Source organism: Undibacterium sp. SXout7W (assembly GCF_049339385.1).
Taxonomy (GTDB): Bacteria; Pseudomonadota; Gammaproteobacteria; order Burkholderiales; family Burkholderiaceae_D; genus Undibacterium.
This window is the reverse complement of the sequence record NZ_JBMPPF010000017.1, coordinates 92468-113843: the sequence shown is the minus strand read 5'-3', so window position 1 is coordinate 113843 and position 21376 is coordinate 92468. Positions and strand designations below refer to the sequence as shown.

Annotated in this window: 18 protein-coding genes; 13 read left to right on the top strand and 5 right to left on the bottom strand. The window is 50.4% G+C overall.

Features of this window, described 5'->3' with window-relative positions:
* Positions 1–83 precede the first annotated feature (83 nt).
* The 8 genes from rpoC to ACO0LB_RS15790 all read left to right on the top strand — a co-directional run bounded on the left by rpoC (position 84) and on the right by ACO0LB_RS15790 (position 11032).
* Entirely contained in the window at positions 84–4313 is a 4230-nt protein-coding gene (rpoC, locus tag ACO0LB_RS15825; RefSeq protein ID WP_423050756.1) for a DNA-directed RNA polymerase subunit beta', read from the top strand.
* A gap of 204 nt (positions 4314–4517) precedes the next feature.
* On the top strand, positions 4518–5321 hold the full coding sequence (locus ACO0LB_RS15820; protein ID WP_423050754.1) for a biotin--[acetyl-CoA-carboxylase] ligase: 804 nt from the start codon (positions 4518–4520) through the stop codon (positions 5319–5321).
* A gap of 13 nt (positions 5322–5334) precedes the next feature.
* Positions 5335–6153, top strand: coding sequence for a type III pantothenate kinase (locus ACO0LB_RS15815; RefSeq protein WP_423050752.1), 819 nt, complete (start codon positions 5335–5337; stop codon positions 6151–6153).
* A gap of 48 nt (positions 6154–6201) precedes the next feature.
* Positions 6202–6885, top strand: a complete 684-nt coding sequence (locus ACO0LB_RS15810) for an SPOR domain-containing protein (RefSeq protein WP_423050750.1) — start codon at positions 6202–6204, stop codon at positions 6883–6885.
* 200 nt (positions 6886–7085) lie between these two features.
* Positions 7086–7553, top strand: coding sequence for a cache domain-containing protein (locus ACO0LB_RS15805; protein ID WP_423050748.1), 468 nt, complete (start codon positions 7086–7088; stop codon positions 7551–7553).
* Positions 7554–7893: 340 nt separating this feature from the next.
* Positions 7894–8652 (top strand): IclR family transcriptional regulator, encoded by a 759-nt coding sequence (locus ACO0LB_RS15800; RefSeq protein ID WP_423050746.1) that lies wholly within the window; start codon positions 7894–7896, stop codon positions 8650–8652.
* Between the two features lie 155 nt (positions 8653–8807).
* Positions 8808–9632 carry an N-formylglutamate deformylase gene (hutG, locus tag ACO0LB_RS15795; protein WP_423050744.1) on the top strand — a complete coding sequence of 275 codons (825 nt, stop codon included), beginning with the start codon at positions 8808–8810 and terminating at the stop codon, positions 9630–9632.
* Positions 9629–11032 (top strand): formimidoylglutamate deiminase, encoded by a 1404-nt coding sequence (locus ACO0LB_RS15790; RefSeq protein ID WP_423050742.1) that lies wholly within the window; start codon positions 9629–9631, stop codon positions 11030–11032. The genes hutG and ACO0LB_RS15790 overlap by 4 nt, the downstream gene beginning before the upstream one ends.
* 77 nt (positions 11033–11109) lie before the next feature.
* Here the strand turns inward: ACO0LB_RS15790 and ACO0LB_RS15785 are convergent, their stop codons facing one another.
* From ACO0LB_RS15785 to ACO0LB_RS15770, 4 genes are all read right to left on the bottom strand, one after another.
* Positions 11110–12000, bottom strand: a complete 891-nt coding sequence (locus ACO0LB_RS15785) for a dienelactone hydrolase family protein (protein WP_423050740.1) — start codon at positions 11998–12000, stop codon at positions 11110–11112.
* A 354-nt stretch (positions 12001–12354) separates the two neighbouring features.
* Entirely contained in the window at positions 12355–12570 is a 216-nt protein-coding gene (locus ACO0LB_RS15780) for a DUF2783 domain-containing protein (RefSeq protein ID WP_423050788.1), read from the bottom strand.
* 55 nt (positions 12571–12625) lie between these two features.
* The gene (locus ACO0LB_RS15775; RefSeq protein WP_423050738.1) at positions 12626–14332 is read right to left on the bottom strand and encodes an FAD-dependent oxidoreductase; all 1707 of its coding nucleotides are present in this window, start codon (positions 14330–14332) and stop codon (positions 12626–12628) included.
* 57 nt (positions 14333–14389) lie between these two features.
* A complete protein-coding gene (locus ACO0LB_RS15770) occupies positions 14390–15361 on the bottom strand; it encodes an MBL fold metallo-hydrolase (RefSeq protein WP_423050736.1) in 972 nt (323 codons plus the stop codon).
* Between the two features lie 481 nt (positions 15362–15842).
* Here ACO0LB_RS15770 and ACO0LB_RS15765 point away from each other — a divergent pair, with 481 nt between their 5' ends.
* Positions 15843–16643 carry an IclR family transcriptional regulator gene (locus ACO0LB_RS15765; protein WP_423050734.1) on the top strand — a complete coding sequence of 267 codons (801 nt, stop codon included), beginning with the start codon at positions 15843–15845 and terminating at the stop codon, positions 16641–16643.
* 83 nt (positions 16644–16726) lie between these two features.
* Here ACO0LB_RS15765 and ACO0LB_RS15760 read toward each other — a convergent pair whose 3' ends face one another.
* On the bottom strand, positions 16727–17251 hold the full coding sequence (locus ACO0LB_RS15760) for a glutathione peroxidase (protein ID WP_423050786.1): 525 nt from the start codon (positions 17249–17251) through the stop codon (positions 16727–16729).
* 283 nt (positions 17252–17534) lie between these two features.
* Between ACO0LB_RS15760 and ACO0LB_RS15755 the strand changes: the two genes are divergently transcribed.
* The 4 genes from ACO0LB_RS15755 (at position 17535) to ACO0LB_RS15740 (ending at position 21353) form a co-directional block, all read left to right on the top strand.
* Complete coding sequence (locus ACO0LB_RS15755) at positions 17535–18557, top strand: sulfate ABC transporter substrate-binding protein (RefSeq protein WP_423050732.1); 1023 nt, start codon at positions 17535–17537, stop codon at positions 18555–18557.
* Between the two features lie 47 nt (positions 18558–18604).
* Positions 18605–19162: an NADPH-dependent FMN reductase gene (gene ssuE / locus ACO0LB_RS15750; protein WP_423050730.1), complete on the top strand. Its 558-nt coding sequence runs from the start codon at positions 18605–18607 to the stop codon at positions 19160–19162.
* A 174-nt stretch (positions 19163–19336) separates the two neighbouring features.
* Entirely contained in the window at positions 19337–20326 is a 990-nt protein-coding gene (locus tag ACO0LB_RS15745) for a sulfonate ABC transporter substrate-binding protein (protein WP_423050728.1), read from the top strand.
* A gap of 7 nt (positions 20327–20333) precedes the next feature.
* Entirely contained in the window at positions 20334–21353 is a 1020-nt protein-coding gene (locus ACO0LB_RS15740; protein WP_423050726.1) for a sulfonate ABC transporter substrate-binding protein, read from the top strand.
* The last annotated feature ends 23 nt before the right edge of the window (positions 21354–21376 follow it).

The window sequence follows — 21376 nt, the reverse complement described above, 5'->3', positions numbered from 1 at the left end:
GCGAAAGACCTTCTGTTGCAGCACCATTCAGCCACCAAGCGTGAATTTAAAAATAAATTGCGCGCTTCACTGGAGTGATATACATGAAAGCCCTGCTCGATCTATTCAAGCAAGTCCAACCTAACGAACAATTCGACGCGATCAAAATTGGTCTGGCGTCTCCTGAAAAAATTCGTTCCTGGTCCTACGGCGAAGTTAAAAAGCCGGAAACCATCAACTATCGTACTTTCAAGCCTGAGCGCGACGGTTTGTTCTGCGCCAAAATTTTTGGCCCTATCAAAGATTATGAGTGCCTGTGCGGTAAATACAAACGTCTGAAACACCGTGGCGTGATCTGCGAAAAGTGCGGCGTTGAGGTCACACTGGCGAAAGTGCGTCGTGAACGTATGGGTCACATTGAACTGGCATCGCCAACAGCGCACATCTGGTTCCTGAAATCTCTGCCATCCCGTTTGGGTATGGTGCTCGACATGACATTGCGCGATATCGAACGCGTTTTGTACTTTGAAGCATACGTTGTGACCGATCCAGGTATGACGCCGCTGAAAAAATGTCAGATCATGTCGGAAGACGATTTCGCTGCTAAATACGAAGAATACGGCGATGAATTCACCGCATTCATGGGCGCAGAAGGTATCCGTGAATTGCTGCGTTCGATTGATATCGACCGTGATGCTGAAACTTTGCGTGTAGAACTCAAAGAGTCAAAATCCGAAGCCAAGATCAAGAAATATGCAAAACGTCTGAAAGTACTCGAAGCGTTCCAACGTTCCGGTATCAAACCAGACTGGATGATCATGGAAGTATTGCCAGTGTTGCCGCCAGAGCTGCGTCCATTGGTACCGCTGGATGGTGGTCGTTTTGCAACTTCCGATCTGAATGATCTGTATCGTCGCGTCATTAACCGTAATAACCGTTTGAAGCGCCTGATGGAATTGCGCGCTCCGGAAATCATTACGCGTAATGAAAAGCGTATGTTGCAAGAAGCAGTCGATTCATTGTTAGACAATGGTCGTCGCGGTAAGGCAATGACTGGTGCGAACAAGCGTCCATTGAAATCTCTGGCTGAGATGATCAAAGGTAAGGGCGGTCGTTTCCGTCAGAACTTGCTGGGTAAGCGCGTCGATTACTCCGGTCGTTCCGTTATCGTGGTTGGTCCGCAACTGAAATTGCATCAATGCGGTTTGCCAAAACTGATGGCCTTGGAACTCTTCAAACCTTTCATTTTCAATAAACTGGAATTGATGGGTCTGGCGACAACGATCAAGGCAGCGAAAAAACTGGTTGAGATTCAAGAGCCAGTCGTCTGGGATATTCTGGAAGAAGTGATCCGCGAACATCCGATTATGCTGAACCGTGCGCCTACGCTGCATCGTCTTGGTATTCAGGCGTTTGAACCAGTCCTGATCGAAGGTAAAGCGATTCAGTTGCATCCACTCGTCTGCGCGGCTTTCAATGCCGACTTCGACGGTGACCAGATGGCGGTTCACGTTCCTTTGTCTATCGAAGCGCAGATGGAAGCCCGCACACTGATGCTGGCGTCTAACAATATTCTGTTCCCATCGAATGGCGAACCGTCTATCGTGCCTTCTCAGGATATCGTGTTGGGTCTGTACTACGCGTCTCGCGAAGCCATTAACGGCAAAGGCGAAGGCATGATGTTCCCTGACGTCTCCGAAGCGATCCGCGCCTGGGACAACAAGGAAGTCGAGCTGGCAACACGCGTGACTGTCCGTATTACGGAATATCCGAAAGATCCTGCAACTGGTGAATTCGTTAAAACGATCAAACGTTACGAAACCACAGTTGGCCGTGCGATTTTGTCAGAAATTCTGCCTAAGGGCTTGCCATTCACCGTGCTGAACCGCGCGTTGAAGAAAAAAGAAATTTCCAAACTGATCGATACGTCGTTCCGTAAATGCGGTTTGCGCGCAACGGTCGTTTTCGCCGATCAATTGATGCAAATGGGTTTCCGCCTCGCGACACGCGCCGGTATTTCTATCTGTATCGACGATATGTTGGTACCACCACAAAAAGTCACATTGTTGGCAGCAGCTGAGCATGAAGTTAAACAGATCGAGCAGCAATATGCATCCGGTCTGGTGACAGCGGGTGAGCGTTACAATAAAGTGGTCGATATCTGGGGCAAAACCGGTGATGAAGTCGGTAAGGCGATGATGGAACAACTGAAAGTTGAACCAGTCACACGCCGCGACGGCACAGTTGGTACACAAGAATCGTTTAACGCGATTTATATGATGGCCGACTCCGGTGCGCGTGGTTCTGCAGCACAGATTCGTCAGCTGGCCGGTATGCGTGGTCTGATGGCGAAACCAGATGGCTCGATTATCGAAACACCGATTACCGCGAACTTCCGCGAAGGTCTGAACGTTCTTCAGTACTTTATTTCTACTCACGGTGCGCGTAAAGGTCTGGCCGATACGGCATTGAAGACAGCGAACTCCGGTTACCTGACACGTCGTCTGGTTGACGTGACGCAGGATCTGGTCGTGGTTGAGGATGATTGCGGTACAAGCAACGGCTCTTCCATGAAAGCATTGGTCGAAGGCGGTGAAGTTAACGTTCCTCTGCGTGAGTTGATTCTGGGTCGCGTTTCTGCCAACGATATCGTCAATCCTGAAACACAGGAAACACTGTACGAAGCTGGCACTTTGCTGGATGAAGTTGCGGTTGAGCGTATCGAAGCACTGGGCATTGATGAAGTCAAAGTACGTACGCCATTGACTTGTGACACACGTTACGGTCTGTGCGCGATGTGCTATGGCCGCGATCTGGGTCGTGGTTCTATGGTCAACGCTGGTGAAGCTGTTGGTGTTATCGCTGCGCAGTCCATCGGTGAACCAGGTACACAGTTGACAATGCGTACGTTCCACATTGGTGGTGCGGCGTCTCGTGCAGCAGTGGCTTCTTCGGTTGAAGCAAAATCCAACGGTACGATCCGTTTCACAGTGACGATGCGTTATGTGACGAACGGCAAAGGCGATCAGATCGTTATTTCCCGTTCCGGTGAAGTGCTGATCACTGACGACCACGGTCGTGAACGTGAACGTCATAAAGTACCTTACGGTGCAACATTGATCGTTAAAGACGGCATGGTGATCAAGGCAGGTACAGCATTGGCAACATGGGATCCGCTGACACGTCCTATCATTACCGAATACACAGGTACTGTGAAATTCGAGAACGTCGAAGAAGGCGTGACTGTCGCGAAGCAGGTTGATGAAGTAACTGGCTTGTCCACTCTGGTCGCGATCGATGCGAAACGTCGTGGTAGCGCTGCTGGTAAGTCGTTGCGTCCGCAAGTTAAGCTGTTGAACGAGCAAGGTGAAGAGGTCAAGATCTCTGGCACCGAGCACGCAGTGACGATTGGCTTCCAGGTTGGTGCGCTGATTACGGTGAAAGACGGTCAGCAAGTACACGTTGGTGAGGTTCTGGCGCGTATCCCGACTGAATCACAAAAAACCCGTGATATTACCGGTGGTCTGCCACGCGTTGCTGAGTTGTTCGAAGCGCGTTCACCAAAAGATGCAGGTATGTTGGCGGAAGTGACTGGTACCGTTGCGTTTGGTAAAGAAACCAAAGGTAAGCAACGTCTGGAAATCACTGACATGGACGGCGAGAAACACGAGTTCCTGATCACTAAAGACAAACAGGTTCTGGTGCATGACGGTCAGGTGGTGAACAAAGGTGAGATGATTGTTGACGGCCCAGCCGATCCACAAGACATCCTGCGTTTGCTGGGTATCGAAGCGCTGGCACGTTACATCGTGGACGAAGTGCAGGACGTGTACCGCTTGCAAGGCGTTAAGATCAATGACAAGCACATTGAAGTAATCGTGCGTCAGATGTTGCGTCGTGTGGTTGTAGTGAATCCGGGTGATGCGAACTACATCGTTGGTGAACAAGTTGAACGCTCTGACCTGTTAGGCGAAAACGATCGCGTAGCGGCTGCAGGCGGTATTCCTGCAACGTATGAAAATATCTTGCTGGGTATTACCAAAGCGTCTCTGTCGACCGATTCCTTTATCTCGGCAGCGTCCTTCCAGGAAACAACCCGCGTTCTGACAGAAGCCGCGATCATGGGCAAAAAAGATGGTCTGCGTGGTCTGAAAGAAAACGTCATCGTTGGTCGTCTGATCCCAGCTGGTACAGGTTTGGCGTTCCATCGTGCACGCAAGCTGAAAGAAACATGGGAAGCCGATGAGCGCTCCGCATTGCTGGAGGCAGAAAAAGCAGCATTTGCTCCTATGCCAGAAGTAGCAGCAACGGATGTCAGCGAAGGTGAAGCGTAATTGCTTCTGAAGTAAAATAAAAAACGGCACCGATCTGGGTGCCGTTTTTTTATGTGCCTCACCGTTATCGTTGTTGCCAGAGAGTAGGCAAAGAGTACGTAGAGAACAATTGTGCTGTTGTTTGCAGCAGCTAGATACAACATAGAACAAGCGATGAGTGATTTACACAACGTCATACCACACCAACATGAGCTGGACAAAAAGTTGAGCGCACAAACGTCCGTTCTGGATGCGGCACAGATAGACATGCAACTGGATATAGCAGGGCGTGTGTTAAACGTTGAAGTCGTGCCAGAAACAGGCTCAACCAATGCCGATCTGATGGCACGTCTGCATGATTTACAAGGACCTGTACTCCGGATCGCGTTACATCAGACTGCGGGGAGAGGGCGCGCTGGCCGCACCTGGCATTCTGCACCCGGCGGCATGTTGATGTTTTCCATTGCCTGGCGCATGTCGAAGCCCGCCCATGCGCTGACAGGTCTGCCATTGGCGATTGGTGTCGTGTTGGCAGAAACGCTTCAGCAATTGCATATTCCCGTGCAATTAAAATGGCCTAACGATCTCTTGCGTGATGGTAAAAAGCTCGCCGGTATATTGGTGGAGTCTGCCAGTGATCAGGCAGGAAAAACCTGGGTCGTCGTCGGCATAGGATTGAATCTGTTGATATCGGCTGAACTGGAGCAACAGATCGGGCGTGAAGTTGCCGACGCACCTTGGCTGGCGAACATGGACCGAAACCGTTTGATGGCAATATTGGCCAATGCACTGGCGGCAATGTTTGAGCAATTTGATCAACAAGGTTTCGCGCCCTTTTTACCGCGCTGGAACCAGTTACATGCTTATGCAGGACAGATGGTGCAAATCATTGATCATGGGCAGGTATTACACAGAGGCGTGGCTCTGGGCGTTGATCTGGCTGGGTGTCTGGTGTTGCAGACTCAGCAAGGACAAGTGACTGTTCTGAGCGGCGACGTGTCTTTGCGCCCGCTTGATACTGAACAATAAATGAGGGCGAATCATGTTGCTATTAATTGATGCTGGCAATACACGGGTCAAATGGGGCGTGCTGCAAAATCCGGTGACGCGACACCTGAATGCGTCGGTTCTTGCTGCAAATGCAGAGACAGCTGTTGCGCAAGGTGTTGCACCTGCCTGGCAACAGTTGGCCTCAGTGTCACATGCGGATATCGCCACGCTGGCAACTGCCTGGCGTGGCTTACCAGTAACCCGTATTCTGGTGTCGAATGTGGCGGGTCCGGTGATCCGGGCGACACTGACAGACCTGTTGTCACAGTTATTTCCAGCGACAGAGCCAGTCTGGTTTGCTTCGCAGGCACAATTGGCGGGGGTGCAAAACCGCTATCGTGATCCACGACAATTAGGATGCGACAGATTTGCCTCAGCGATTGCGGCACATTATCTGTATCCACAGCGGCATCTGATTGTGGCAACCTGCGGTACAGCCACGACCGTAGATGCTGTCAGCGCAGATGGTGTGTTTGCAGGCGGCATGATTTTGCCGGGATTGAAGTTGATGGCAGAATCGCTGGCACGCAACACGGCGCAATTACCGCAGGTAGCAGAGAGCATACAGGTGGAGCATCCATTTGCCGATAACACCGATCAGGCCATTGTCAGTGGCTGTATTTATGCTCAGATCGGCGCTATCATGGCGGCCATCAGAGCGCTGGAGCATGAGCAGCAGCAAACGGTGACTTGTCTGTTGTCTGGTGGTGCCGCACCGTATCTGTTGCCGCATCTGGGAGCGTCGTGCCAGCATATTGAAAACCTGGTGTTGACGGGCTTGTATGTCGTGGCACAATCAGATCACTATTAAATTCACTGCCACTTAACCTTCACTGCTTAACTTTCACTACAAAACCGTATGTTGCGATTTTTTTTCTGGAGTCTGCTGGTCATCAATACCATGATGCTGGCATTAAATATGGGATGGCTGGGCCAATGGTCGTTGGATACCCATGAACCGGAACGTCTGAAAATGCAGCACCACGCCGACCAGCTGCGTCTGGTAACTGCCAGTGCTGCGTCTGCATTGGCAGAGCCGGTTGTTGCTGAAAAAAAGGCGGAGATCATTGCTTGTACCGAGATTGGCAATTTCCCTCAGGCGGAGGTGAATCGCATAGAGGAAAAGCTCAAACAGTTAGCGCTTGGAGATCGTCAGACCAGAATCAACGTGATTGATGTCGCTTCCCATATGGTGTTTATCCCTTCGCTGGGTAGCAAAGACGGTGCCGATAAAAAGGCAGGAGAATTACGTCGTCTGGGGATCAGTGATTTTTTTATTGTGCAAGACCAGTCTAGTTTACGCTGGGGGATTTCGTTGGGCGTATTCAAGACTGAAGAAGCAGCCAGACAACATTTGAATAATTTGTCGAATAAAGGCGTACGCTCCGCCCGCATTGGCCCACGCATGGTCAGCACCACCAAATTTGCCTATCAGTTGCGGACTTTAAATCCAGATGAAAAAAGCAGACTCGATGCCATCAAAGCAGATTTTCCGGTACAGGAAATGCGTAATTGCCAGACTGCTGCATATAGCAAAAATTAATACTGGCAAGCAATGAGAGAGCATCTCTGTATGTTAGCAGGCTTGCTTTTTGGCAATTTCTTGCTGTAGTGACAGTCATCAGTTATTCTGAGCAGATAAGACAAGCTATATGGCATCGCACTGATGTAGTTTTGGCTTATGACGATACGCTGATATAAAAACAGTGATCGAATGATATGTTCACACCCACAGGAGACAGCATGAAAAAGATGATCAAATTCCTTATCAGTATTTGTTGTGCCATCGGACTGAGTACGTCGGCACTGGCGGCAGAGCGAGGTACTGCGGCAGAAGCAACCGAACTGGTCAAGAAAGCCATTGCCTACTACAAAGCAAATGGTAAGGACAAAACCTTCGCCGAAATCAACGATCCCAAAGGGCAATTCACTAACAAGGATTTATATCTGTTTGCAGGTGCAGTCAAATCCGGCGGCGTTACTCTGGCACATGGTGCGAATCCTAAAATGCTGGGAAAGCCGCTGGGCGATCTGAAAGATGTTGATGGTGTGTATTTTGTCCGCAAGATCAATGAAGTGGCGAGCAGTAAGACTGGCTACGGCTGGGTTGATTATAAATGGCCGAATCCTACAAGCAAAGCGATAGAGCAAAAAAGCACTTATGTAGAGCGTGTTGACGATATTTACTTTGCTTGCGGCATTTATAAGTAATGTATTGCTCTGTTACCATTTTGGCTGATAAGTAGATAACAATTCAGGGTGGATGTTCGAATTCATCCTGAATTCAGTGTAGTCAACGCGAAGCTGATCGCTACTCATTTTCGCTTCATTCTCCCGCATTTTCTTTCCGCATTTTGTCCTTTTTCCCTTGATTGAATTCTGGCGTTGCTTCTGGCGGACAGGCATTGCACTGTCTCGTCCTCCATCGCGAATGAGCTTTGATGTTAAATGTGCTGTTTATTCTCATGTATTCTCGTTTATCGAGAATGATGCATTGTTATTTCTCAGTCAAATGCTAGGATAAACAAATGGCCTTTTTAATTGTCACTTCATGACTTCTGCACTTGTCACACCAGTAGCTACTAATGAACGTATTTTGCAAGTGTTGGCCTGTATTGCCCGTCAGGGCGAAGCAATGGCCGCGCGTGAGTTAGCGGAGCAAACAGGTTTGCCGTTGAGTACGGTATATCGTCACCTGTCTGTGCTGAAAAAATGGGGCTGGGTGCAAGAGCATGCGCGTAGTGGTTTATATGAGCCGGGTCCATTGGCAGTACAGCTTGCACATGGCTTTGATCAGCATTCCTGGTTGATGCAGGCAGCTCGTCCGGAGATGGATCAGTTGGTGCAGCGCTCAGGTGAAAGCGTTGGGTTGCTGTGTTATCTGCATGGTCAGGTGGTGTGTCTGGATATGCAGGAAAGCCAGCAGGCACTGCGCTGCTCGTTTGCCAAAGGGCGCGCTAATTCAACGGTGCGCGGTGCTTCTGCCAAGGCGCTGCTGGCGTTTTTACCTGTGACTGTCCAGCAACAATTGCTGGATCAGAATTTCATTGATATGGACGATGCGCAGATGCGCCGTTACTCCATTGAGCAGGAGCTGCTGCAAATCCGCACGCAGCGTTATGCCACCAGTGAGAATGAAATTGATCTTGGCGTATGGGGAGTCAGTGCGCCGGTGTTTTCCGGTAAGTCACAATTGATTGCGACTTTATCACTGATGGCGCCGGTGCATCGCAGTGCCACACGACAAGGGGATTTGATCAGCATGACCTTAGCAGCAGCCGACAGAATCAGCCGTGTATTGCAGGATTAGCAAATCCAACAAGATGAGGACTTACGCAAAACCAGCCCAGCGGCGTTATGGTGCATTGTCGTTCAAGTACGTACTGCCTTCGTCGCCATGTCTTGCCGGGGCAATTTTGCGTAAGTCCTAAAGATTCATAAGACTACATTATTCAGGAGTACCGCATGAGCCAGCCATTTCATTTGCACGCAGGGAGTGTTCCGCTATTGATTTCCATGCCGCATGCCGGCACCGTGATTGCACCGGAGGTCGCTGCGCAAATGCTGCCAGTGGCGCAGGAAAAAGCGGATACTGATTGGCATCTGCCCTTGTTGTACAACATGGCGCAGCAGCTCGGGGCATCCACCATCGTCGCTGAATATTCGCGTTATGTGATTGATCTGAACCGTGCACCGGATAATGCCAGTTTATATCCGGGGCAGGATACGACAGGTTTGTGTCCGGTCGACACGTTTCACAAACAGGCGTTGTACGCACCAGAAAATTTGCCTTCCGCAGACGAAGTGCAGCGGCGCATTGCCGCCTACTGGCAACCCTATCATCAGCAATTGCAGACAGAATTAGAACGTCTTCTGGATTTGCATGGACACGTCGTGTTGTGGGATGCACATTCGATCGCCTCGGTCGTGCCGCGTTTCTTTGAGGGCAAATTACCTGATTTGAATTTTGGCACTGCTGACCAGCAATCCTGTTCGCCTGACTTACAACGAGCATTGCAACAGGCATTGACACAGCGTTCGCAGCAATCCGCTACCGCACTGACTTACAGCCATGTATTTAATGGCCGTTTCAAAGGTGGCTATATCACACGCAATTATGGTCAGCCGCGACGCCATATCCATGCGGTGCAGCTGGAAATGAGCCAGTGTGTGTACATGAACGAGGCAGCTCCGTATGCGTATCGTCCCGATCTCGCCGCGCAAGTTCAGCCTTTGTTGAATGAACTATTACAAGTGTGTATTCATTTTGCACGGGGAGCTGCGGCATGAGTCAGCATCATCAACTTTATCAGCACTTTCCACAAAATCCGCAAAGTTTGTTTGCGCAGCATGCATTATTGCCACAGGGGTGGATGAAAAACGTGCGGCTGCAATGGGATCAGGCGGGTAATCTGACTGCCGTCACGCCAGACACGATAGCAGTTTCAGGCGAAACGCAGGCGACCTGGGTTGTGCCGGGCATGAGCAATCTGCATTCGCATGCTTTTCAGCGTGCAATGGCTGGTATGACAGAGATCGCGGGCGATAGCAAAGACAGTTTCTGGACCTGGCGAGATCTGATGTATCGCTACGCTTTGCACATAACACCCGGGCAGATACAGGCGATTGCAGCACAACTGTACGCAGAATGTCTGCGTCATGGTTATACCGGTGTATGTGAGTTCCATTACCTGCATCGTGATCCTGCAGGTGCGTTTTATGCTCGCCCTGAAGAGATGGCTGCGCGGGTGATTGCTGCTGCGCATCAGACGGGAATCGGTATCACCATGTTGCCCGTTTTGTATAGCTATGCTGATTTTGGTGCGCAGCCTTTGCGCGATGATCAGCGCCGTTTTTCTACAGGTGTCGACGATATCTTGCGTCTTGTCAATGCTCTGGAATCGCAACGTGACTGGCAGACAGAAATAGGTGTGGCACCACATTCCTTGCGCGCAGCGAGCATTGCCCAGATTCAGGAAGTGCTGCGTGTTTTACCTGACCGGCGCCCAGTGCATATCCATATCGCAGAACAAGTGCGGGAGGTGGACGCTTGTTTGGCTGCGACTGGCAAACGACCTGTGGAATTGCTGGCAGATAGCGGTATGCTGGATCAGCGCTGGTGTCTGGTACATGCGACCCACATGAACAAGGATGAAGTACGTGCAGTCGCTGCAAGCGGCGCGGTGGCAGGTATTTGTACGACGACCGAGGGTAATCTTGGTGATGGATTTTTTGATCTACCGGATTATATTGAGGCCGGTGGATGCATTGGTATCGGCAGCGATAGCCATGTATCGCAAAGCCCGGTAGAAGAATTGCGTTGGCTGGAATATGGCCAGCGTCTGCGCCTGCAAGCACGCAATGTCGCCAGTCATCAGCAGCAGCGTCGCGTTGGTGATTTTCTCTGGCAGGCAGCATTACAAGGCGGCGCTCAGGCCAGTGGACGCAAGGTCGGTCAGCTATCCAGCGGATATCGCGCGGATATGCTGGTGCTGGACGCAACGCATCCTAACCTCACAGGCCTGCACTGCGATGAGCTGTTAAATACCTGGATTTTTTCCGGAAACGATAATCTGGTGCGCCATGTGTATGTTGGTGGCAGGCAGGTGATTGTGGATGGGCGCCATATCCAGCAAGCCAGCATACAATCAGCGTATGCCGATTGTATGCGCGAGTTGCGATCGCTGTGATTGGGTTTGATGCTGAACCTATTTCAGCATCAAATTCAGCATCAAATTCAGCATCAAACTCAGTTTTAAGCCCCGCATCAAGCTCTCAGCGCGTCATTGAACAGCGTCAACGTTCTTTGCCATGCCAACTTTGCTGCTGCATCGTCAAATCTTGGCGTGGTGTCATTATTAAAACCATGTTCGACACCAGCGTAGACATATCCTGCGTAATGAATTTCGGCTGCTTTGAGTGCTGCTTCATAGCCGGGCCAGGTTGCCATCAGGCGTTCATCTTTGCCTGCATGATGAATTAATAATCTGGCCTTGATATTCGGAATATCGGCAGTTGCCGGTGGTGCGCCATAAAATGCGACAGCGGCATTCAGATAGGACAGGCGGCTTGCCAGATAATTGGCAATACTGCCGCCGTAACAGAATCCAACGACACCCACTTTGCCATTTCCTTGCGGCAGATTCTTGAGGATATCAGCGGCAGCGATGAAATCTGCTTTGGATTTATTCTGGTCGAGTTTCCCAAACAAATCGCGCGCTTTGTCTTCGTCACCAGGATATCCGCCGAGAGTAAATAAACCATCCGGTGCGAAAGCAATATAATTTTCTAACGCCAGACGTCGCGTAATATCTTCGATATGCGGATTCAGTCCCCGGTTTTCGTGTACCACCAGAATAGTCGGCAGCTTGCCGCTGACATGTGCTGGTTGCGCCAGATAACCACGCAAGGTGCCATAGCCTTCGGGTGACGGATATTCAACATAGCGCGTAGTAATGCGCTGATCGTCAGGTTTGATTTGCTGTGCCTCCGCAAATCGTGGACTCAACGCTTCGAGGATGCCTTCGGCTGTGAGTGCGCCTACCGCAAATTTTCCTGTGGATTGCAAAAAACTGCGGCGACTGATATCGCCATGCACATACTGGTCAAATAGCTTCAAAACTTCCGGATCAAAATCGCTTGCTGTTTTACGTGTCATGATGTCGTCCCTGTGATGTTCGATGAAATGCTTATCGTGCGCTCATGTACCTCATTAATTGATTTACTGATTCATTCATCTACGCGATTGTTTGAGAATGAACGACGATAGTAAAGAGATTTTTTGTTTCTTGCTGACGGGGATAAGAAAATTGATTTTCCGGCGTCTGTTAGCTGACTTGGCAGGATAAGGGATTGGCATGCTATCGGCGAGGTGCCTTAGCAAGACGATGAGCTTAGTAAAAACTGAGTGGAAACTGAGTAAAAAGTTTGGCGGTCATGCGTATCTGCCAGCGTTGATGCTGGCAGAAGGAACAACAAGGTCGGGACTGGAATAAAAGCTGAAAAGAAATGCTCAGGCGCTACCCTTGGCCAGATGTAAAGCTTCACGCAGAATATCAACGTTGCCGATATGGTTTGCCAGCAGCAGTATCAGTCTGGCATTCAGGTCGGCACTTTGTTCCGGGCTGAGGTCACGATGAGCATCGATCAGTGCTTCATAAAAATCATCGCCTGCAGTGTAGTCGCGTTGACCCACTGATTTGGTATGGTGAAAATGCGATTCAATCATCAAAGACATGGTGTATTCCTGTTCCTGTGTCGCTTGTAGTGGTTGTACTCAGTATTCAGAGATGGGCATCATGCTGACATAACACACGCGCTAACGCATGTTTGATGTGATGCTCGTTGGGCGTGTGCCAGCGCGCTGCAATATGCTGATCTGGCCGTATCAGGTAGTAGCTGCCTGCACGGGCCGCATAGCGTTGCTGCAGCAGGTTTTTAGCGTCATACAGAACAACACCGTGAATGTGATCTGTGCTGCAATTTTCATTGCCATCGCTGTCTGCACTGTGCTGGCTGACGATCAACGTTTGCACAGGAACGGGCAATTGCTTTAATCGCTGCATCAATTGCAGATGGTCTGCCGGAATCTCAGCGAGTGCGTCGCAAAAATACAGGCCATGAAATTGCATGCCGGTATAGTCAAGCAAAAATCCTGCCGTATTCTGATGAATGACAGGGCCGTCTTCCATGGCGGAACCGGGAACACAACTGTCGGGAAAATCATCGCTGTCAGCAGTGGTCAGTGCCGAAGACCATAAAATGCTCGGAACTGACAGGCGACCTGAGTTAACCAGTTTGCGTGCAAATGGATATTGTCCTGCCAATGTCAGCACTGCATTACGGAAGGTTTTACTGATGGCACTTTTGGGCGTGATGAAGTCCGTGGAGCGCGTGGAGTTGCTGATGTTTTCATCTGCCGCCATGACGCGTTCATCGGAGTAGCTGTCGAGCAGGGTGTCGGGCGCCTGACCCTCCATCACCAATTTCAGTTTCCAGATCAGATTGTCTGCATCCTGAATGCCAGAGTTGGCGCCGCGTGCGCCAAAAGGCGATACCTGATGTGCAGAATCTCCGGCAAACAGGACTCTGCCATGCCGGAATTTTTCCATACGACGGCATTGAAACGTATATACGCTGACCCATTCCAGTTCAAATTCATGTTCGTCACCGAGCATGGCCTTGATCCGAGGAATCACGTTTTCCGGTTTTTTTTCTTCGACCGGATCGGCGTCCCAGCCGAGTTGAAAATCGATGCGCCAGACATTATCAGCTTCACGATGTAGCAACACCGATTGATTCGGATGGAATGGTGGATCAAACCAGAACCAGCGTTCAGCAGGGAAATCGGCTTTCATCACCACGTCTGCGATCAGAAAGCGATCCTGAAATATTTTTCCTTCTACTTCCAGTCCCATCTGGTTGCGAACCGGACTGCGTGCACCGTCGCAGGCCAGTAGCCATTCTGCTTCCAGTGTGTAGATACCATCCGGTGTCTCGATTTGCAGGCTGCAATAGGTATCGTGTTGCAGCAACGACAGCAGCTTGTTTTTCCAGCGTATCTCCACACCCAGTTGCCGTGCTCTTTGTATCAGATACTCTTCCAGATAATACTGTTGCAAATTGACCATGCCAGGGCGCTTGTGATCTGGAACGGGCAGCAGGTTGAAATTAAACACCTCGGCTTCCCGGAAAAAAGTACGTCCTACGTTCCACTCCACGCCTTTGTTGACGATGGCGTCACCGCAGCCCAGTCGGTCCAGAATTTCCAGTGTGCGCTTGGCATAGCATAAGCCGCGTGAACCAACGGACACGGTATCGTCATCGTCGATCACCAGCACGTCCAGACCTTGCAGTTGCGCATCAATCGCTGCTGCCAGACCGACCGGTCCGGCACCGATGATGACCAACTGACGTCGCGTCGGCTGTTCGGCCTGCAGATCGGCAGGTGGGTGATAGGGGAATTTTTCGTAATGATAATTTTGTAGCATGGTGTCTCCTCCAGCGATCTTGTTATCCCATTTTTTGTTTATTTGTCAGGGATATGGTCAGCCTTCCAGACTCTTCCACATCTGAACATCGCGCTCAGCTGTCCAGATGCGTGGATCAGCGTGACCCGATGCTTCATCAAATGCGCGCGTGACATCGAATGGCAGGCAGTGATCAAAAATCACCCAGTGACCGTATTTGGGTTGTAGTGCTGCATAAGTGTTTTTATAGATGGTGTTCAGATCTTGCTGTTGCGCCGCGCCAGCCTTGACGGAAGCATAAAGGTCGCTGACGAAGGCACGGGTTTCTGTCAGCCCGGCTTTGACCATTTCTGGAGTGGTTAAGGCTTCGCCACGACCAGGAACAAGTTTTTCAGCATTCATGGCTTCCAGATTGCTCAGCGTCTGAGGCCAGTCCTGATAATACGCATCACCGGCATAGGGTGTCGCACCAAACTCAACCAGATCGCCAGAGAACAGGACTTTTTCTGATGGCAGCCAGACGATGGTGTCACCCTTGGTATGACCGCGTCCTACCTGCATGATGTTAACTTCCAGTGTGCCTAGCCAGAGTGTCATTTTTCCGCTGAAAGTGATCGTGGGCCAGGTCAGGCCAGGTACGCTTTCGACTGCGCGGAACAGACGCGGGAAACGTCCGATTTCACTCTTCATATCTGCTTCGCCACGTTCCACAATCAGATCATAGGTGTCGCGACTGGCGATGATGTGTTCCAGCCCTTCCGCTTTGTAGCCGGTGGCGCCCAGCACGCGCACCGCATGGTAATGCGACATGACAACATACTTGATCGGCTTGTCGGTAATCTCGCGTATCCGGCGTACCACGTCTTGCGCCATGATCGGTGTAGCTTGTGTATCGATCACCATGACCGCATCGTCGCCAATGATAATACCCGTGTTTGGGTCGCCTTCTGCTGTGTAGGCATAGGCATGTTCAGACAGTTGCTGAAAACTGACCTTTTTTTCTTCAAGATCGGCGTGTGAAGCGAATTTTTTAGTATTGCTGTTGCTCATGAAAGTCTCCTGTGCGGTCAAGTGGATGAATGTGATGACAATCCTGTAAGCAGACGTTCGCTCAGGACTGACACCCCCTTGCTGCAGATCGTGAACACGTTCTTGCAGAGACCATGTTGCGTCAGTCTTATCATCATCAGATAACAGAGATAAGGATAAGCAGTAATTCGTTAATTGTAAATGTATTTGTTAATGTTAAAATTTAATGGGCTGATATGCTGATTCCAGCGGTCATGACCAGCCCGATTGATCGTGGATGATGCACAGATGCCGGTTGGTGTAATGGTATGAAACGGTGTACAGGCGGTATCATGCGGACAAATGGCAGGATGTGTCTGTCACAAGCGATAAAACATGCGATAACACGAGCGACAACACAAGCGACAACACAAGCGATGGCTGCAATGATTGGAATGATGCCGATGACCACAATGACCAGGGTAGCAGCCAGAATGATTACAGGAAAACTGACAGGTAGTTCATGAGCGAAAAATTAAAAGAAAGACGCGGTATCGGCTCCATCGAAGTGGGTGGCCAGTTGCTGGTGGCGCTGGTGAATGCGGCGCAGCCTTTGTCGTTGGGCGATCTGGCACGCGATAGCGGCATGCCGGCGTCGAAGGCACACCCGTATCTGGTGAGTTTTTGTAAGTTAGGACTCGTGGAGCAGGACGCTGCTACTGGTCAATATTCACTTGGCCCATTTGCGTTACAGATGGGATTGGTGAGTTTGCAACAGATAACACCGGTCAGACTGGCGATTCCGGAAGTGACCCGACTGGCAGCGTTGTTGGACCACACTGTGGCACTGGCAGTTTGGGGAAGTCATGGGCCAACGGTGATTTATATTGCGGAGTCCACGCGCCCGATTCACGTGAATATGCACGCGGGTTCTGTGATGTCGATGCTGGGAACGGCGACTGGTTTGGTGTTCTCCGCGTTTTTGCCGCCAAAACTGGTCGAGAATGTGATCGCCAGAGAGATGAATGACGAGCTGGTCATCGGTCAGGCAGGCGTGCGCATGAAAAAAGCGGACATACAAAAAACGCTCAATGAGGTTCGAGAGCAGGGAATGGCGCGTGCCCAGGGATTGCCGATTCCCGGCATCCACGCATTAAGCGCACCAGTATTCAACCATGCACATACGCTGAGTCTGGTATTGACAGTGACCGGGCCGCAAGGGAGTTTTGATATAGCGCCGGAGGGCGTGATTGCGCAGCAGTTAAAAGCCAGTGCAGCGCAGCTGTCGCATCAGCTTGGTTACGTCGCGACAGCTATATCGTAGCTAAATAGTAGCTAAATAGTAGCTATATCGTAGCTCCATCATAGCCAGTCATTGCAACATAAGATGGCTGGCTATGTCGTGATTTACTGCGCCAGCGCTTTTTCTACATCGGCAACCAGCTTCTTGTCATCGGGAGTGGTAACGCTGGAGTAAGCGGCAACGACATTGCCTTTACGGTCGATCAGATATTTATAAAAATTCCACTTCGGTGTCGTATCGGTTGCCTTGATCAACTGTGCATACAAAGGGTTCACATCTTTACCCTTGACGGAGGATTTGGTGAACATAGGGAACTTCACACCATACGTGTTGAAGCAAAAATCAGCGATCTGTTTGCTATCGCCAGGTTCTTGCTGGCCAAAATCATTCGAGGGAAATCCCAGCACGACCAGACCTTTGGAATTGTATTTTGCATACATCGCCTCCAGCCCTTCATATTGACTGGTAAAGCCGCAATAACTTGCCGTATTGACGACCAATGCTACCTTGCCACGATATTGGCAAAGGTTTTGCGGGGTTTCATCCTGCAGCCGTTTAAAGGTGTGATTCAGTACTGCCGGACAGCTATCTGCCGCCTCAGCCCATGCACTCTGGGAAACTGCTGACATACCTGCGATGCCTGATAACAGCGCAATGCGAAACAAAAACCGTGAAGACATGATGTGTACTCCCGAAAGATAGACTGCACATCTTAGCCCAGCAAAAAAAAGTCTGCTGATTCCCGTCTCATTCCACATTGATTGCACACCAGGGCAGCATTGACTCACCACGTTTATACGAAAATCAGATATCAAATCGCGAAATGATTCGTTTTGATTTATAAGCTGGCACCTTATTCTGCAATCCATCCACTACTTTTTAGTGATTCATTTAGTGATTAAGGAAATGCAGATGACGATCAAAAAACTTCTCCTCGCGGCATCACTGGCAATCGTCGGTACTGTCACCACATTCAGCAGCGTCGCCTATGCTGCAGATATTAATTTACTCAATGTTTCTTACGATCCTACCCGTGAGTTGTATCAGGACGTGAACCAGGCATTCGCGAAACAATACAAAGCAAAAACAGGTGATAACGTCACCTTTAAGCAGTCTCATGGCGGCTCCGGCAAGCAGGCCCGTTCGGTGATTGATGGTCTGGATGCAGATGTGGTGACGCTGGCTCTGGCCTACGATATCGATGCGATTGCTGATGCCGGTCTGTTGGCTAAAAACTGGCAAAAACGCCTGACACACAATGCATCACCATACACTTCAACGATCGTATTCCTGGTGCGTAAAGGTAATCCCAAAGGTATTAAAGACTGGGCAGACATCATCAAACCGGGCGTGTCCGTGATTACGGCCAACCCTAAAACATCCGGTGGTGCGCGCTGGGCATATCTGGCCGCGTATGGTTATGCATTAAAGCTGCCAGGCGGTACACAGGCGACAGCAAAAGATTACATCCAGAAAGTGTACAAAAATGTTCCCGTACTCGATTCCGGTGCGCGCGGATCAACAGTGACATTTGCGGAACGTGGCATTGGTGATGTATTGCTTTCCTGGGAAAATGAAGCGTATCTGGCATTGCAGGAATTTGGCGCCGATAAATTTGAAATCATTTCTCCTTCCATCAGCGTATTGGCAGAACCTCCGGTTTCCGTGGTCGATAAAGTGGTCGATAAGCGTGGCACCCGCAAAGTCGCAGAAGCCTATCTGAACTACCTGTACACCGACGAGGCACAAGAGATTATCGGTAAGAATTTTTATCGTCCTATCAGCGAAAAGGCAGCAAAAAAATACGCCGGCCAATTCTCGAAAATCAAATTGTTTAACATCGACGACACCTTTGGCGGCTGGACACTCGCACAAAAAACGCACTTCGGTGACGGCGGCGTATTCGATCAGATTTATCAGCCAGGTAAAAAGTAAACAACGCTTGCAGATCACTGCAAAAAAAGAAGTAAAGGAAGAGCATCATGAGTATTTTGTTATTGTCGGGTAGTCCATCCTCCCCTTCGCGTTCGACACGATTGTTGCATCATGTCGGTGATCGCTTGTTGGAACGTGGGCAACAGATTCTCAGTGTGCATGTCCGTGATTTGCCGCCACAGGCTTTACTGGCGGCAGATTACACCGATCCGGAATTGCGTGCTGCCAGCCAGCTGGTGGCGCAGGCCGATGCCATCGTGATTGCGACGCCGATTTATAAGGCAGCGTACAGTGGTTTGCTGAAAGCTTTTCTGGATATTCTTCCGCAGGATGGTTTGAATGGCAAACTCATATTGCCACTCGCGACAGGTGGTAGTCAGTCGCACTTGCTGGCGCTGGATTATGCTTTGCGTCCGGTGCTGGCATCACTGTCCCCCAGACACATACTGCCGAGTGTCTACGCTACAGATGCGCAGGTACAGTGGAACGAAGTGCAGGGATTGTTGCTGGACGCACCCATTCAATCTCGCCTTCACGATGGCGTCAATCTGTTGATTGACAGTCTGGCTTTCATGCGACGCCAGACGACAGCGCTGGCAGCTTAAGCCAGAGAGCCGTCGCCCGGAGCAGATCTGCGGCGCGGCTTCTTTTCTCTTTACCCTGATATCGCAAAGAAAAGTCACAACTTGCCACAACTTGCTGGCGCGGCATTTCTTCGCCTGAATGATCGTAGATGTGAATTATCTGACGTACATCCACCCCTATTCTGAGAGCATACGATGAGCAAATATCCGATTCAACACACCAGACGCCGCGCACTAGGCTGGTTGTCTGCACTCGCTGCAACAGCGTTGGCGACGACTTTACCAAAAGCCTTTGCGCAGCAAACGAAAACCATTACTCCGGGCGTACTGCGCATCGGATATCAAAAATACGGCACCTTGACCGTGCTGAAAGGAACCGGTGCGCTGGAAAAGCGTCTGGCCGCCTCCGGTGTAGAAGTCAAGTGGTCAGAGTTTCCGGCTGGACCACAATTGTTGGAAGGCTTGAATGTCGGCAGTATTGATTTTGGTACGACAGGTGAAGCACCGCCGATTTTTGCCCAGGCCGCAGGTGCAGATTTGCTGTATGTCGGCAATGAACCACCAGCACCAAGTGCCGAAGCCGTCATCGTTCCTAAAAATTCTCCCCTCAAATCAGCAGCCGATCTTAAAGGGAAAAAGATCGTTCTGAACAAGGGCTCGAATGTGCATTACCTGTTGGTCAAGGTCTTGGAAAAGGCGGGCATTTCTTACAAAGATGTTGAGATAATTTTCTTGCCGCCAGCCGATGCGCGCGCCGCATTTGAGCGTGGCAGTGTCGACGCGTGGGCAATCTGGGACCCATTTCTGGCAGCCGCTGAAAAGCAACTGGGTGCACGTGTTCTGGTCGATGGAAAAGCACTGGTCAGCAATCATCAGTTTTATCTGGCGGCGCGACCATACGCACAAAAAAATCCGGAAGTCGTGCGCATCGTATTGGACGAGCTTGCCAAAACGGATGCCTGGAGCGCAAAAAATCTGAAAGAAGTCAGTGCCATTCTGACCGCACAACTGGGTCTGGATGCGAGCGTGGTCGAGTTATCGACTTCCCGCTTTGGTTTTGGCGTCAAGCCGTTGAGTGAACAGGTGGTGAAGGAGCAGCAAAATATTGCCGACACTTTTGCCGATCTGAAGCTGATACCGAAACGCATCAATATTCGTGATGCTGTTCTGGCGCTGAAATTCTGAGGCTGCGATGACACTCTCTGCAAATCGTCGACGTGCGTTGGTTTTCCTGGCGGGAACTTCACTGCTGCTGCCCGGCGTTGCCAGTGCGACCGGCAGTGCTACTGTCAGCACCGCTGTCAACAAAGTGGAAAAAAATCGCAAGGGCGATACGCCGCGTGAAATCAGAATCGGGTTTCAGAAAAGTTCTGTCAATCTGAGTTTGCTTAAACAGCGACAAGGGCTGGAAAAGCAGTTGCCAGCGACTAAGGTCAGCTGGTTTGAATTTACTGCCGGTCCACAAATGCTGGAGGCGCTGTCTGTCGGCAGTATCGATTTTGCGATGACAGGTGAGCCACCGCCGATTTTTGCGCAGGCAGCGGGTAGTCAGCTGGTGTATGTCGGTGCGGAACCGGCGAAACCCGGAGTCAGTGCCATTTTAGTCAAGCCAGATTCCAGCCTGAAAACTCTGGCTGATCTGAAAGGTAAAAAGATCGCTTTTCAGAAAGGTTCCAGTGCGCATTATCACGTCTTGCGCGCTGTTCAGCAGGCGGGTTTGCAATGGAGCGATATTACGCCAGCCTATCTTGCTCCCGCCGATGCCCGTGCTGCATTTGAGCGTGGCAGCGTGGATGCCTGGGCCATCTGGGATCCTTACTGGGCGGCACTGGAACAAACGGCATCGCCGCGTGTGCTGGCAACCGGAAAAGGCCTGGTCAACAATCTGACGCATTATTTATCCAGTCGCCAGTTCGCTGATCAATACCCGAAAGTCATACAACTATTTTTTGAAGAACTGACCCGCAGCGACACGTTTGTACAAAGCAACCGGCCAGAAGCTGTGGCGATTCTCGCTGCGAGTACCGGTCTGGACAAGGCGACGATTGCCAGTTTTCTGGATCGTCGTCCACGTTCACCGGTGGTGTATCTGACGCAGAGCATCATCGATGAACAACAACGTGTTGCTGATCATTTTTATCAGCAAAAATTAATTCCTAAAGCGGTCAATATCCGCGATGCAGTCTGGCTGCCACCTGGTAGCAAACTGTAATGTGAAATACAAAGTAATGAGGT

Excerpts from the sequence above, each read along its gene's own strand:
- ACO0LB_RS15805 (WP_423050748.1), top strand. The coding sequence starts at position 7,086 with ATGAAAAAGATGATCAAATTCCTTATCAGTATTTGTTGTGCCATCGGA.
- ACO0LB_RS15765 (WP_423050734.1), top strand. The coding sequence starts at position 15,843 with ATGAGCGAAAAATTAAAAGAAAGACGCGGTATCGGCTCCATCGAAGTG.
- ACO0LB_RS15815 (WP_423050752.1), top strand. The coding sequence starts at position 5,335 with ATGTTGCTATTAATTGATGCTGGCAATACACGGGTCAAATGGGGCGTG.
- ssuE (WP_423050730.1), top strand. The coding sequence starts at position 18,605 with ATGAGTATTTTGTTATTGTCGGGTAGTCCATCCTCCCCTTCGCGTTCG.
- ACO0LB_RS15790 (WP_423050742.1), top strand. The coding sequence starts at position 9,629 with ATGAGTCAGCATCATCAACTTTATCAGCACTTTCCACAAAATCCGCAA.
- ACO0LB_RS15780 (WP_423050788.1), bottom strand. The coding sequence starts at position 12,570 with ATGATTGAATCGCATTTTCACCATACCAAATCAGTGGGTCAACGCGAC.
- ACO0LB_RS15775 (WP_423050738.1), bottom strand. The coding sequence starts at position 14,332 with ATGCTACAAAATTATCATTACGAAAAATTCCCCTATCACCCACCTGCC.
- ACO0LB_RS15745 (WP_423050728.1), top strand. The coding sequence starts at position 19,337 with ATGAGCAAATATCCGATTCAACACACCAGACGCCGCGCACTAGGCTGG.
- hutG (WP_423050744.1), top strand. The coding sequence starts at position 8,808 with ATGAGCCAGCCATTTCATTTGCACGCAGGGAGTGTTCCGCTATTGATT.
- ACO0LB_RS15760 (WP_423050786.1), bottom strand. The coding sequence starts at position 17,251 with ATGTCAGCAGTTTCCCAGAGTGCATGGGCTGAGGCGGCAGATAGCTGT.
- rpoC (WP_423050756.1), top strand. The coding sequence starts at position 84 with ATGAAAGCCCTGCTCGATCTATTCAAGCAAGTCCAACCTAACGAACAA.
- ACO0LB_RS15770 (WP_423050736.1), bottom strand. The coding sequence starts at position 15,361 with ATGAGCAACAGCAATACTAAAAAATTCGCTTCACACGCCGATCTTGAA.
- ACO0LB_RS15755 (WP_423050732.1), top strand. The coding sequence starts at position 17,535 with ATGACGATCAAAAAACTTCTCCTCGCGGCATCACTGGCAATCGTCGGT.
- ACO0LB_RS15800 (WP_423050746.1), top strand. The coding sequence starts at position 7,894 with ATGACTTCTGCACTTGTCACACCAGTAGCTACTAATGAACGTATTTTG.
- ACO0LB_RS15785 (WP_423050740.1), bottom strand. The coding sequence starts at position 12,000 with ATGACACGTAAAACAGCAAGCGATTTTGATCCGGAAGTTTTGAAGCTA.
- ACO0LB_RS15810 (WP_423050750.1), top strand. The coding sequence starts at position 6,202 with ATGTTGCGATTTTTTTTCTGGAGTCTGCTGGTCATCAATACCATGATG.
- ACO0LB_RS15740 (WP_423050726.1), top strand. The coding sequence starts at position 20,334 with ATGACACTCTCTGCAAATCGTCGACGTGCGTTGGTTTTCCTGGCGGGA.